Annotated in this window: 11 protein-coding genes and 1 tRNA gene; 7 read left to right on the forward strand and 5 right to left on the reverse strand. The window is 68.5% G+C overall.

Annotation, left to right across the window (positions count from 1 at the left end):
* Nucleotides 1–34: 34 nt before the first annotated feature.
* The 4 genes from ACFQVD_RS37640 to ACFQVD_RS37655 all read right to left on the reverse strand — a co-directional run bounded on the left by ACFQVD_RS37640 (nt 35) and on the right by ACFQVD_RS37655 (nt 5,422).
* Nucleotides 35–913, reverse strand: a complete 879-nt coding sequence (locus ACFQVD_RS37640) for an NUDIX hydrolase (RefSeq protein WP_343962600.1) — start codon at nt 911–913, stop codon at nt 35–37.
* The gene (locus ACFQVD_RS37645; protein ID WP_343962598.1) at nt 906–2,969 is read right to left on the reverse strand and encodes an RNA degradosome polyphosphate kinase; all 2,064 of its coding nucleotides are present in this window, start codon (nt 2,967–2,969) and stop codon (nt 906–908) included. Before ACFQVD_RS37645 ends, ACFQVD_RS37640 begins: the two co-directional genes overlap by 8 nt.
* A 62-nt stretch (nt 2,970–3,031) precedes the next feature.
* The gene (locus ACFQVD_RS37650; RefSeq protein WP_343962596.1) at nt 3,032–4,111 is read right to left on the reverse strand and encodes a TetR family transcriptional regulator; all 1,080 of its coding nucleotides are present in this window, start codon (nt 4,109–4,111) and stop codon (nt 3,032–3,034) included.
* A 369-nt stretch (nt 4,112–4,480) separates the two neighbouring features.
* Nucleotides 4,481–5,422: an acyl-CoA desaturase gene (locus ACFQVD_RS37655; RefSeq protein ID WP_343962594.1), complete on the reverse strand. Its 942-nt coding sequence runs from the start codon at nt 5,420–5,422 to the stop codon at nt 4,481–4,483.
* Between the two features lie 310 nt (nt 5,423–5,732).
* Between ACFQVD_RS37655 and ACFQVD_RS37660 the strand changes: the two genes are divergently transcribed.
* The 5 genes from ACFQVD_RS37660 (at nt 5,733) to pth (ending at nt 10,059) form a co-directional block, all read left to right on the forward strand.
* Nucleotides 5,733–5,804 (forward strand) — tRNA-Gln (locus ACFQVD_RS37660).
* 166 nt (nt 5,805–5,970) lie between these two features.
* The gene (gene glmU, locus ACFQVD_RS37665; protein ID WP_343962592.1) at nt 5,971–7,422 is read left to right on the forward strand and encodes a bifunctional UDP-N-acetylglucosamine diphosphorylase/glucosamine-1-phosphate N-acetyltransferase GlmU; all 1,452 of its coding nucleotides are present in this window, start codon (nt 5,971–5,973) and stop codon (nt 7,420–7,422) included.
* A 73-nt stretch (nt 7,423–7,495) separates the two neighbouring features.
* Nucleotides 7,496–8,473, forward strand: a complete 978-nt coding sequence (locus tag ACFQVD_RS37670) for a ribose-phosphate diphosphokinase (protein ID WP_343962590.1) — start codon at nt 7,496–7,498, stop codon at nt 8,471–8,473.
* A gap of 319 nt (nt 8,474–8,792) precedes the next feature.
* Nucleotides 8,793–9,398 carry a 50S ribosomal protein L25/general stress protein Ctc gene (locus tag ACFQVD_RS37675; RefSeq protein ID WP_343962588.1) on the forward strand — a complete coding sequence of 202 codons (606 nt, stop codon included), beginning with the start codon at nt 8,793–8,795 and terminating at the stop codon, nt 9,396–9,398.
* A gap of 64 nt (nt 9,399–9,462) precedes the next feature.
* Nucleotides 9,463–10,059 carry an aminoacyl-tRNA hydrolase gene (pth, locus tag ACFQVD_RS37680; protein WP_343962585.1) on the forward strand — a complete coding sequence of 199 codons (597 nt, stop codon included), beginning with the start codon at nt 9,463–9,465 and terminating at the stop codon, nt 10,057–10,059.
* Nucleotides 10,060–10,186: 127 nt separating this feature from the next.
* Here pth and ACFQVD_RS37685 read toward each other — a convergent pair whose 3' ends face one another.
* Nucleotides 10,187–10,726 carry a 3'-5' exoribonuclease domain-containing protein gene (locus tag ACFQVD_RS37685; protein ID WP_343962582.1) on the reverse strand — a complete coding sequence of 180 codons (540 nt, stop codon included), beginning with the start codon at nt 10,724–10,726 and terminating at the stop codon, nt 10,187–10,189.
* Nucleotides 10,727–10,924: 198 nt separating this feature from the next.
* Between ACFQVD_RS37685 and ACFQVD_RS37690 the strand changes: the two genes are divergently transcribed.
* Nucleotides 10,925–12,310 carry a sugar transferase gene (locus tag ACFQVD_RS37690; RefSeq protein WP_343962632.1) on the forward strand — a complete coding sequence of 462 codons (1,386 nt, stop codon included), beginning with the start codon at nt 10,925–10,927 and terminating at the stop codon, nt 12,308–12,310.
* A complete protein-coding gene (locus ACFQVD_RS37695) occupies nt 12,310–13,077 on the forward strand; it encodes a 3'(2'),5'-bisphosphate nucleotidase CysQ (RefSeq protein ID WP_343962580.1) in 768 nt (255 codons plus the stop codon). The genes ACFQVD_RS37690 and ACFQVD_RS37695 overlap by 1 nt, the downstream gene beginning before the upstream one ends.

The following is a 13,077-nucleotide window of genomic DNA, read 5'->3' on the forward strand; positions in this document are numbered from 1 at the left end:
CCCGGGACAGGTGAGGAACCCGCTGGAGATCGCGTCAGACGGTGTAACGGTCCACGGCCACGACACGGCCGCCGTTGTGGTGCAGCACCGTGAACGCGCCCTTGGCCGGCCGCGTGTCGCCGGACCGGCCACCGAATTCGGAGATCAGGTCGGGCAGGGTCTTGCCGTGGCCGCAGAAGACCGCGGGCCGGTTCGCGGCCAGGGCCTCCTTGACCAGGAGCAGGGAGCCCTGGAAGTCGTAGTGGGTCTCCGACAGGACGGGTTCGAGCCGGACCGGCAGGCCGGCCCGTTCGGCGTACGGTTCCAGGGTCTGCACGCACCGCCTGCTGGGGGAGCTGACCAGCTCCGCGGGGCCGAAGGCGTCCAGCACCCTCGCGAGCACCTCGGCCTGCCTCAGGCCGTTCTCGTCGAGCGGCCGGTCGTCGTCGTCGCCCTTCCAGTCCTGCCGGCTCCCCGCCAGGGCGTGCCGTACCAGCACGAGCGGGGTGGTCGCGAGCGATGCCGCGCCGAGCGCGCGGAGCAGCCCGGCGTCCCAGTCGTAGGTCAGGCGCCGTGCGGCCTCCTCGACAGGGAGCCAGACCACGTCGTCGACCTCACGCGTGTCGGTACGGCGCTTCTCGGAGAGCATCCTGGCCACCCAGTAGTCGACGCGCTTGGGCCGGCCGTCCTTCGTGTAGTGGCTCGGCGACAGCGACCGGCCGAGCTCCACGGTGATCCCCGTCTCCTCGGCCACCTCGCGCAGCGCGCCGGCGATGGGGTGCTCGCCGTTCCTCAGCTTCCCCTTGGGGAACGACCAGTCGTCGTACCTGGGCCGGTGGACGAGGGCGACCTCCGGCGCGCCCGGTGAACCGCGCCAGACGACCGCCCCGGCCGCGCGGATCACGCCATCCGGATGGGTGGTGTGCTCAGCCATCGACGGACCTCCACCTACGGGTGCCGAGCAGATAGGTCTGCAGGTCGTTACCGGGATGCCGGACCCAGGTCCCGTCCGGGTTGAGCCACCAGGTCGCGGTGTCGTCGGACATGGCCCGGTCCAGCAGGCCGCTGAGGTAGTTCCGCTGCTGCTGGCTGGCGACCTTGACCAGTACCTCCACCCGGCGCTCGATGTTGCGGCGCATCATGTCACCGCTGCCGATCCAGACCTCCGGGCGCCGGCCGTGGCCGAACTCGTAGATCCGCGAGTGTTCGAGGAAACGGCCCAGCACGCTTCTGACCCGGATGTTCTCCGACAGCCCCGGTACGCCGGGGCGGAGCGTGCAGACCCCCCGCACCCACAGATCCACCGGTACGCCGGCCTGCGATGCCCGGTAGAGGGCGTCGATGATGGGCTCGTCGACCAGGGAGTTCGTCTTCATCCTGATGCCTGCGGGGCGGCCCGCCTCCTGATGGGCGATCTCCCGCTCGATCCTGGCCAGCAGCCCGCCGCGCAGGGAGTGCGGGGCGACCAGCAGCCGCCGGTAGGCCGAGTGGTTGGAGTAGCCGGTCAGGTGGATGAACAGGTCCGTGACATCCTCGCCGACCAGCCGGTCGGCGGTGAGCAGACCCAGATCCTCGTACAACCTGGCGGTCTTGGGGTTGTAGTTGCCCGTGCCGATGTGGCAGTAGCTGCGCAGCTCGCCCGAGGCTTCCTGGCGCACCACCAGGGCCAGCTTGCAGTGGGTCTTCAGCCCCACGACGCCGTAGACCACGTGGCAGCCGGCCCGTTCCAGCTTGCGCGCCCAGCTGATGTTGGCGTGCTCGTCGAACCTGGCCTTGATCTCCACGACCACGACCACCTGCTTGCCCGCCTCGGCGGCGTCGATCAGCGCGTCCACGATCGGTGAGTCGCCGCTGGTGCGGTAGAGCGTCTGCTTGATGGCCAGCACGTTCGGGTCGGCGGCGGCCTGCTCGATGAACCGCTGCACGCTCGTGGAGAACGAGTCGTACGGGTGGTGCAGCAGCACGTCCCGCTCGCGCAGCACCGCGAAGATGTCGTCCTCGACGTGCACCACCTCCGCGGGCACGAACGGGCGGAAGGTCAGCTCGCCCCGGTCGAGGTCGGCGATCGCGTGCAGCCCGGTCAGGTCCAGCGGCCCCGGCAGCCGGCAGATCTCGTGCTCGGCCACCCCCAGCTCGTCCACCAGCAGGTCGAGCACCTCGGGTGTGATGGTGTCCTCGACCTCCAGCCGGACCGGAGGGCCGAAGCGGCGCTTGAGGAGCTCGCGCTCCAGGGCCTGCATGAGGTTCTCGGTGACGTCCTCGTCGACGTCCAGGTCCTCGTTGCGGGTCACCCGGAAGGCGTGGTGTTCGACGATCTCCATACCTTTGAAAAGCTGCCCCAGGTGAGCGGCGATGACATCTTCCAGCGGGACGAAACGATTCACGGACGCCGCGACGAAGCGGGGAAGCCGGCTGGGCACCTTGACCCGGGCGAAGACCGTGTTGCCGGTCGAGGGATTGCGGACGGTGACGGCCAGGTTCAGTGAGAGTCCCGAGATGTACGGGAAGGGGTGGGCCGGGTCGACGGCCAGCGGCGTCAGCACCGGCCTGATCCGCTCCCTGAAGAGCCTGCGCATCTCGGTGCGCTCGTCGCGGCCGAGGTCGTCCCAGCGCACGATCTCGATGCCCTCGGCGCTCAGCTGCGGCCTGATCCGTTCGTAGAAGCAGGCCGACTGCCGCAGCGCGAGGTCGTTGGCGATCGCCGCGATCCTGGACAGTTCCTCGCGGGGCTTCAGCCCGCTCTTCGTGCGGAGCAGGAGGCCGGTGGCCATCCGCCGTTTCAGCCCGGCCACCCGTACCCGGAAGAACTCGTCCAGGTTGCTGGCGAAGATGGCAAGGAACCGTACTCTCTCCAGCAGCGGCAGAGACGGATCCTCCGCCATCTCCAGAACCCGTTGGTTGAACTGGAGCCAGCTCTCCTCCCGGTTGAGGAAGCGCTCTTGCGGGAGAGGAAGTCCGTCGGGGGTGGAACGAGCGGGTTCAGCGGACATATGACCAGAATGCCCGCTTTTGTTGAACGGAACGTTAATTTCGGCTCAACGGGCGTTGTTGTTTACTCACTTGGCTCAAGCTTTTCCTGCTCTTCACCAACGAGTTTCGCTCGCTTGACGGCCTCGCGCTCGGCGGCCTTGGCCTCACGGAGCATCGCCTTCTCCAGCTCCTTCTGCTCCCGCTCGCGGGCCCGCTCCTGCTCCCTCAGCAGCCGCTGCTGCTCCCGCTGCTCCCGCTCGCGGGCCTTCTCCAGCTCCCGCTGCTCGCGGAGCCGTGCCTTCTCCTGCTCCCTGGCCAGCTTCTCGGCCTCGCGTTGTTCGCGCTCGCGTAGCTTCTCCTGTTCCTTCTGCTCCCGCTCGCGGGCCTTCTCCAGCTCCCGGAGCTCCTTTTCGGTCAGGGGCGTGGGCGGCTGGGGCGCGGGCGAGCGCGATGCAGCGGGGTGGGGTTGCGGGCGCGATCCCGGTGGATGGTGGTCGGCGTCGGCCGGACGCTGGTGCGCCTGGACCAGCCGCTGCCCCAGGCCGCGAGAGGAGGCGGTGAGCCGAGGGCTCGGGTCCAGCCCGGTCAGACCGTTCCAAGCCAGGTTGACCAGATGTGCGGCGACCTCCTCGCGCGACGGTCTGCGCACGTCCAGCCACCACTGGCCGGTCAGTGCGACCATGCCGACCAGCATCTGGGCGTACATGGGGGCCAGTTTGGGGTCATAGCCCCGTTCGACGAACTCGTCGACCATGACGTCCTCGACCTGGCTGGCGATGTCGTTGATCAGGCTGGCGAACGTCCCGGTCCCCGAGGCGGCGTGCGAGTCACGAACGAGGATGCGGAAACCCTCGCTGTTCTCCTCCACGTAGGCCAGCAGGGCCAGGGCCGCCCGCTCCAGCTTGATCAGCGAGTGCGAGGCGGACAGGGCCTCGGTTACCATGATCAATAGCTTCTGCATCTCCCGGTCGATGACGACCGCGTACACGCCCTCCTTGCCGCCGAAGTGCTCGTAGACCACCGGCTTGGAGACGTTGGCGGTCGCCGCGATCTCCTCGACCGATGTGCCGTCGAACCCTTTCTCCGCGAACAGGGTCCTGCTGATCTGGATCAACTGTTCCCGGCGTTCCTTGCCTGACATCCGCCGTCGGGGTTCGCTCACGGTTCTAATAATGCTGCTCCACTGTGTTGATTGCGACGCTAGCGCGTCGCGGTGAGGCCGCTCTTACCCGGCTCCTTCCCTCGTCGAGGCAGGTCGCTCGTACCTCGCGAGTTGCCGGCGACGCTAACGCGTCGCGGTTCGGCCGCTCTTGTCCGGCTCCTTCCCTCGTCAAGGAAGGTCGCTCGTTCCTCGCAACCTTCCTCTCCTCAGTCCAGTCGCCGGCGCGGCCTCACGGGTAGTCCCTCAAGGAGGGTGTCTCAGGCACGTCCTCAGGGGAGTCTCTCGGGGTGTGGCCGGGCGCGGCCTCATGGCGGAGTGTCTCTGGGGAAGAGGCACCTCTCCGTGGGAGACGAGAGGAGAAGTAGGAGGTCAGGCGGCGATGCGTTTGGCGGCGATGCGTTCGGGGGTGGGCCAGCGGACGTCGTGGGCCCAGCCTGCCTTCTCGAACCAGCGGATGACACCCGCGCTGAGGTCGATCTGCCCCTTCAGCACGCCGTGCCGGGCACAGGTGGGGTCGGAGTGGTGCAGGTTGTGCCAGGACTCGCCGAAGGAGGGGATGGCCAGCCACCACACGTTGCGGGACTTGTCGCGTGATTCGAAGGACTCCTCGCCGAAGACGTGGCAGATGGAGTTGATCGACCAGGTCACGTGGTGCAGCAGGCCGATCCGGACCAGCGTGCCCCAGAAGAAACCGGTGACCATGCCCCACCACGACCAGGTCAGCAGGCCGCCCAGCAGGGCGGGCATGACCATCGTGGTGATCGCCAGGACCGGGAAGAACTTGTGCAGCCTGATGATGTCCGGGTCCTTGACCAGGTCGGGGGCGTACTTCTCACGGTTGGCCCGATCGGCCTCGAACAGCCAGCCCATGTGCGCCCAGAGCAGGCCCTTGGACACGGCCACGAAGCCGGTGCCGAAGCGCCACGGCGAGTGCGGGTCGCCGTCCTTGTCGGAGAACTTGTGGTGCTTGCGATGGGTGGCCACCCAGTCGAGCACCGACATCTCCATCGAGAGGCTGCCCGCGATGCCCAGCGCGATCTTCAGCGGACGCTTGGCCTTGAACGAGCCGTGCGTGAAGTGGCGGTGCAGGCCGACGGTGACCCCCAGCCCGGTGACCACGTAGAAGACCGCCGCGATCGCGATGTCGGACCAGCCGAGTCCCCAGCCCCAGGCGAACGGGACGGCCATGGCCAGGGCGATCAGCGGGGCACCGACGACCACCCCGAAGGTGATGATCTCCGGCAGTGTCTTCCGCTCTGGGTCTACGTCTGGTTTGGGGCCCGGAGCAGGGCGTTCTTCGATGACGGTCATGCGCTACCTCGCGGTGGCTCGGAAAGGCAAGGATTCACGTGCGGCTACGCCACCGTAACCTACGCCATCGTAAGTTAGGAATCCCTAAGCACCAAGTGTGTGGAAGATGGGCCGCCGGGGCTGGTGCCGCAGCGGCTTCGTAATCTGTTCTACCCGTGTCTGACCTGCCAAACGACGGGTTCCCCAGGCTCGTTGCCGGGGCCGCTCGACTTTGCGGACAGGACGGCTCCCAAACGGCGCGCGTTCGACACCGCGGGCTCTGTATCGTAGGGGTGCCAGGCGTACGGGGTCGTCCCCGCTGTCTGGCCGATCCGGCATTGGGTAATTGGCAGCCCGCAAGGTTTTGGTCCTTGTTGTCCAGGTTCGAGTCCTGGTGCCGGAGCCGTCTCTTATGTCTGCTTTATTGGCTCGGCTAGTCGGCTGGGTGGGTTCCCGAACGGGAAGGTATCCTCACGTTGTCGAGCAGGTGACGGTGCCATGCCCTGGGGGTGGATATCCGTCGTCGTGCTCCGTCATGTCTCAGCCGCGACGCCGAGGGAGCCTCGTCCGTGAGTGTGCCGCGCCCGGCCGCCGTCATTGTCCTTGCCGCAGGCGAGGGCACCCGGATGAAGTCGAGAACACCGAAGATCCTTCATGAACTGTGCGGCCGTACCCTGGTCGACCATATGCTCGCCGCCGCAAGAGGGCTCGAACCCGAGCGGCTCATCGTTGTCATCGGCCACGAACGGGAGCGGGTCCAGGCACACCTGGCCGGCACCGCCCCTGACGCGCGGGTCGTCGTGCAGGCCGAGCAGAGGGGTACCGGCCACGCCGTCCGTACCGTCCTGGAGACGGTGGGCACCATCAGCGGCACCGTCCTGGTGACCTACGGCGATACGCCGCTGCTGCGCACCGAGACCCTCGCGGCCCTGCTCGAACGGCACGGCGAGGACGGCAACGCCGTCACCGTGCTGACGGCCGAGGTGCCCGACCCGTACGGCTACGGCCGGATCATCCGCGACGCCTCGGGGGCGGTCCTGGAGATCGTCGAGGAGAAGGACGCCGACCCCGCGCAACGGGCGATCAAGGAGATGAACTCCGGCGTCTACGCCTTCGACGGGTCCCTGCTGGCCGACGCGGTCAAGCGGGTGTCCACCTCCAACGCCCAGGGCGAGGAGTACCTCACGGACGTCCTCGCGATCCTGCGCCAGGACGGCCACCGGGTCGGCGCCCACGTCGCGGCCGACTACGTGGAGGTGGAGGGCGTCAACGACCGTGTACAGCTCGCCTTCGCCCGTCAGGTCCTCAACGCGCGCCTGCTGGAGACGCACATGCGGGCCGGGGTGACCGTGGTCGACCCGGCCAGCACCTGGATCGATGTGGACGTCACCCTCGAACGGGACGTGGTGATCCACCCCGGCACCCAGCTGCACGGCCGTACGGCGGTCGCCGAGGGCGCCGAGGTCGGTCCCGCCAGCACGCTGACCGACACCGTCGTCGGCGAGGGGGCGCTGGTGCGCAACGCCGTCTGCACCGAGGCCGTGATCGGCCCCGAGGCCCTGGTCGGGCCGTACGCCTATTTGCGCCCCGGCACCGTGCTGGCGCGCAAGGCCAAGGCCGGAACGTACGTCGAGATGAAGAACGCCCAGGTCGGAGAGGGTGCGAAGGTGCCGCACCTGAGCTATGTGGGTGACGCGACGATCGGTGCGGGCGCCAACATCGGCGCCTCGGCGATCTTCGTCAACTATGACGGGGTCAACAAGCATCACACGACGGTGGGCGAGCACGCCTTCGTCGGATGCGACACCATGCTCGTCGCGCCGGTCAACATCGGCGACGGCGCATATACGGCCGCGGGTTCGGTCATCGACGGAGATGTCCCGGCAGGGAGCATCGGGGTGGCCCGCGGGCGGCAACGCAATATCGAAGGGTGGGTCGTGCGCAGGCGCGCGGGCACCAGATCGGCTCAGGCGGCGCGGAAAGCCGCCGAGTCGGGGAAACAGCAGGGGAGCCAGACGTGAGTGAGCGGAGCGAGCGGCCCGGTGGGCGCGGCGTCGCGCGGACATCGATGTGCTCTCCGGCGGGGGGGACGGCATGAGCAGCATCAAGAAGACCGGTGAGAAGAACATGATGTTCTTCTCCGGCAGGGCGCATCCGGAGCTGGCAGCCGAGGTGGCGAGCCACCTAGGCATCGTGGAGACGCCGACCACGCTGCGTGACTTCGCCAACGGGGAGATCTACGCCCGTTACCAGGAGTCGGTCCGTGGCTGTGACGCGTTCGTCATGCAGAGCCACACTCTGCCGATCAACCAGTGGATCATGGAGCAGCTGATCATGGTGGACGCGCTCAAGCGCGCCTCCGCCAAGCGGATCACCGTGATCATGCCGTTCTACGGCTACGCCCGCCAGGACAAGAAGGGCCGGGGCCGCGAGCCCATCACCGCCCGCCTGATGGCCGACATGTTCAAGACGGCCGGCGCCGACCGGCTGATGTCGATCGACTTGCACACCTCCCAGATCCAGGGCTTCTTCGACGGCCCGGTGGACCACCTGTTCGCCATGCCCGTCCTGGTCAACTACCTCAAGGACAAGCTCGACCTGGAGACGACCACGATCGTCTCACCCGACACCGGGCGGGTGCGGCTCTCGGAGCGCTGGGCCGACACGCTGGGCACCCCGCTGGCCTTCATCCACAAGCGCCGCGACCTCGACGTGGCCAACCAGGTGAAGGTGAGCGAGGTCGTCGGCCGGGTGAAGGGCCGGACCTGTGTGCTGATCGACGACATGATCGACACTGCGGGCACGATCTGCAAGGCGGCCGACGCCCTCTACGAGCAGGGCGCCACCAACGTGGTCGTGGCGGCCACCCACGCGGTCTTCTCCGACCCCGCGGTCGACCGGCTGAAGAACTCCAGGGTCTCCGAGGTCATCGTCACCAACACGTTGCCGCTCCCCGAGGAGAAGAGGTTCGACAAGCTCACGGTCCTGTCGATCGCCCCGCTGATCGCCCGCGCGATCAACGAGGTCTTCAGCGACGGCTCGGTGACCAGCCTCTTCGAAGGCGACAGCTAGTTACTCGTCACCTTCCCCGCCGAACATCACCTTCCCCCTCGGGGACGTGCCGTCCACCCACCCTGGGGACGTGTCCGTGCTCCGTCCCTGAGGGACTCCCTGTGAGGCCGCGCCGGCGACTGGACCGAGGAGAGGGAGGTCGCGAGGAACGAGCGGCCTCCCTCGACGAGGGAAGGAGCCGGGTAAGAGCGGCCGAACCGCGACGCGTTAGCGTCGCAATAAGCACGGTAGGGTTGTCAAGTTGCGTTCGTAACGCCTTCCGCTAGGGCGGGTGAGGGGGAGCGCATCTTCCGATTCTTGAGATCCCTAGGAGATCAGCATGTCCGAAGTGGTAATCACCACCGAGCTCCGCGACAGGTTCGGCAAGGGCGCCGCCCGCAAGATCCGTCGCGAGGACAAGGTCCCCGTCGTCCTCTACGGACACGGCTCCGAGCCGAGGCACCTGTCCCTGCCGGGTCACGAGCTGCTGCTCGCCCTGCGTACGCCGAACGTGCTGATCCGCCTTGAGGGTGCGGTCGACGAGCTCGCGCTGCCCAAGGGTGTCCAGCGCGACCCGATCAAGGGCTTCCTCGAGCACGTCGACCTCCTGCTCGTCAGGCGCGGCGAGAAGGTCACCGTCGACATTCCCGTCGTCGTGACCGGCGAGGTCGCCGACGGCATCCTCGACCAGCAGCTCGTCTCCGTCTCGGTCGAGACCGAGGCCACCCACATCCCCGAGGGCGTCGAGGTCGACGTCGAGGGCCTGGAGGTCGGCGCCCAGATCACCGCCGCCGACCTGAAGCTGCCCAAGGGCACGAGCCTCGCCGCCGACCCTGAGGTGCTGGTCCTGATCGTCTCCGCGGCCCCGACCGCCGAGCCCGCGGCCGAGGGCGAGGCCGTCGAGGCCGCTCCGGCCGAGGGCGAGAGCGCCGAGAGCGCCGAGTAGTTTTCTCTGCTAGATCTGTCAGGGCGGCCCGTTCCCGGGCCGCCCTGACGCGCGTATGAAGGGGATGCCGATCGTGGACCGCTGGCTGGTCGTGGGCCTGGGAAACCCCGGGCCGGAGTACGTAGGAAACCGGCACAACGCGGGGTTCATGGTCCTGGACGAGCTGGCCGCGCGCGCCGGCGGGCGCTTCAAGGCGCACAGGTCGCGCTCGGAGGTGCTGGAGGGCCGCCTGGCGGGTGTCCCCGCGGTGCTGGCCAAGCCGCTGTCCTTCATGAACCTGTCCGGCGGACCGGTCAAGGCCCTGGCCGACTTCTACAAGGTCGACCCGGCCCGCGTGATCGTGGTCCACGACGAGCTGGACATCCCGTACGGCGCGCTGAGGGCCAAGCTGGGCGGCGGTGACAACGGTCACAACGGGCTGAAGTCGATCACCAAGTCGCTGGCCACCAAGGACTACCTGCGGGTCCGGTTCGGCATCGGCCGCCCGCCGGGCCGGATGGACGCCGCGACCTATGTCCTGCGTGACTTCGCCACCGCCGAGCGCAAGGATCTCGGGTTCCTGGTCGACCGTGCGGCCGACGTGGTGGAGTCGCTGATCAGGGTCGGCCTGGAGCCGACCCAGAACGCCTTCCACGCCGGCGACCTGAACATCTCTAGTTAATGGCGACGCTAACGCGTCGCGGTTCGGCCGCTCTTACCCGGCTCCTTCCCTCGTCGACCGGGGTCGTTCGTTCCTCACGACCCCGCTCTCCTCAGTCCAGTCCCCGGCGCGGCCTCACGGGAGTCCCTTAAAGGGGGAGCACAGGTGCGTCCTCATGGGGGGATGGTGGGAAGGCCATCAGGTTCTGGAGGAGTTCGGCCTGCTCGATCGCGTCGTCCAGGGCGTTGTGCGTGTGCGGCCGCTGGGAGAGCAGGTGCCTGGGCATCTGCCGCTTGGTCGCCCAGCCGATCGGCACTCCCGCCTTGGCCGCGTACAGCGTCTTCATGTCGATGCAGCGCGAGTGCCCGAACGGTGAGGCACCGGCGAATCGCATGAAGTACCAATAAATCCACATCCAGTCGTAGGAGAGCGGGTAGGCCGCCAGTACCGGTGTGCTGTTCCCGCACGCGTCGCGGATCCACGCGGCGGCCTCCCGCATCGCTTCGGCCGGGTCGCGGCCCTCGCGGATCAGCGTCTCCCGGTCAAGCCCGCTCACCGCGAGCGCCTCGGGCACATGGTCGTCGCTGATCGGCCGCAGCTCCGCGTAGAACGTACGGGTCTGCGGATCGACCGGTTCGAAGACCTTTCCGGTCATCCGCCCGGCCACCGCCATACCAAAGCTGACCATTGAATACGGTCCCGGAATGGGGCCATCGGCCTCGACATCCACAGAGATGTACGTTTCGGTCTTCAACCTTCGGGCCTCTCTTGTCGCCGCTACCATTACATAACTGTCTGTCCGTGAACGGTTACGCAGGGGGAGCGCGTGCGCGACGTGACCGCAGTCCAGGCCGGGTCCGGAGCCGTGCCGGTCTCGCGCCGTCAGATGCCGGACTGGGTGCGGGGGCACCGCGCGATGGCCCTCGCCGCCGACACCGTCTGCGCCGCCCTGGCCGGAGCTCTCGCGCTGCTCGTTCGATTCGGCGAGGTTACCGCCTACGTTCTCCCGTACGTCATGCTGAGCGCCGCCCTGCCCGCCGTCTGGGTCTGCGTGGTCGCGCTGAACCGCGCCTACGAGCCTCGGCTCATCGGCCTGGGCTCGGAGGAGTTCCAGCGGATCCTCCAGTGCGGCTTCATGCTCACCGCAGCCCTCGCCGTCGGCGCCTACCTCACCAAGACCGATGTGGCCCGCGGCTACGTGGTGCTGGCACTCCCGCTGACGACGCTGCTCACCCTCCTGACGCGGTACGGGCTGCGCCGCTCCCTGCACCGCAGGCGGGCCCGGGGCAGGTGCATGCGGCGGGTGGTGGCGGTGGGCCATCGGGTGGCGATCAGCGAGCTGGTCCGCAGGTTCCGCCGGGAGCGCTACCACGGCATGGAGGTCGTCGGGGCCTGTGCTCCGCGCGACGGGATGGGCGACGTGGAGGGCGTACCGGTTCTCGGTGACCTCTCCGACGTCGCGCTCGCGGTCGGGCAGGTCCACGCCGACACCGTGGCCGTGCTCGCCTGCCCGGAGATGGACGGGGTGGCGCTGCGGCGACTGGCCTGGCGGCTGGAGAAGACCGACACGGACCTGGTCGTGGCCCCCGCGCTGATGGAGGTGGCCGGGCCGCGGATCACCATCCGTCCGGCGGCGGGGCTGCCGCTGCTGCACGTGGACCACCCCGAGATCTCCGGCCTGCGCCAGGTGGTCAAGAACCTGTTCGACCGGATCGGCGCCGGGGTGCTGCTGGCGGTGCTGCTCCCGCTGCTGGTGGCGGTGGCGGCGGCGGTGCGGGCCTCCGGGCCGGGGCCGGCGTTCTTCCGGCAGACGAGGGTGGGCCGCGACGGCGCGGAGTTCACGATCTACAAGTTCCGGACGATGCGCGCCGACGCCGAGCACCGGAAGATCACCCTGTCCAGCGACGGGCAGGGCCCGCTCTTCAAGATCAAGAACGATCCGAGGGTGACCCCGCTGGGTGCCCGGCTGCGCCGCCATTCGCTGGACGAGCTGCCCCAGCTGATCAACGTGCTGCTGGGACACATGTCCCTGGTGGGCCCCCGGCCGCCACTACCGGAGGAGGTGGCGGGGTACGGTGACGATGTCCGCCGCCGGTTGCTGGTCAAGCCGGGCATGACCGGTCTGTGGCAGGTGAGCGGTCGCTCTGACCTGTCCTGGGAGGAATCGGTACGGTTGGACCTACGTTACGTGGAGAGCTGGTCTCTCATGCTGGACCTGCAGATCCTGTGGAAGACCTGGTCGGCTGTCGCGCGAGGAACTGGAGCATACTGATGACCGTTCGCGACGATCACACACTCGCCGCGGAGTTGGCGACGACGGCCGGCGAGAAGCTGGCGGCCCTGCGCGCGGAGCGGGGTTTCGACAACCCCTCCGAACTGCGCAAGGAGGGTGACATCGCCTCTCACCTGTTCCTGATGGAGGCCCTGGCGCGGCTGCGCCCGGACGACAGCGTGCTGTCCGAGGAGGCGACCAGCGAGGAGCGGCTCGACCCGCGCAGGCTCCGTGCCGAGCGGGTCTGGATCGTCGACCCGCTGGACGGCACCCGAGAGTTCGCCGAGGAGGGCCGTGCGGACTGGGCGGTCCACGTGGCGCTCTGGGAGCGTGGCACGCTGACGGCCGGTGCCGTCGCGCTACCGGCCCAGGGCCGTACACTCTCCACCGCCGAACCTCCGGTGCGGCCCGCCTCCGAGGCGGGCGCCAGGCCGCGGATCGCGGTCAGCAGGACCCGCCCGCCGGAGTTCGTCCAGAAGCTGGCGGCTCTCGTCGGCGCGGACCTGGTACCGATCGGGTCGGCCGGTGCCAAGATCTCCGCGGTGCTCACCGGAGCGGTCGAGGCCTACGTGCACGCCGGAGGCCAGTACGAGTGGGATTCCGCCGCGCCCGTCGCGGTGGCCCTCGCCGCGGGGGCCCACGCCAGCCGCATCGACGGCTCGCAGCTGACCTACAACCAGCCCGACCCCTCATTGCCGGATATCCTTGTATCCCTACCGGGACTGGCGCCGACGTTGCTCGCTGGAATCCGGGATCTGCACCGCTAA

It is taken from the genome of Streptosporangium amethystogenes subsp. fukuiense (genome assembly GCF_042665875.1).
Taxonomy (GTDB): domain Bacteria; phylum Actinomycetota; class Actinomycetes; order Streptosporangiales; family Streptosporangiaceae; genus Streptosporangium; species Streptosporangium fukuiense.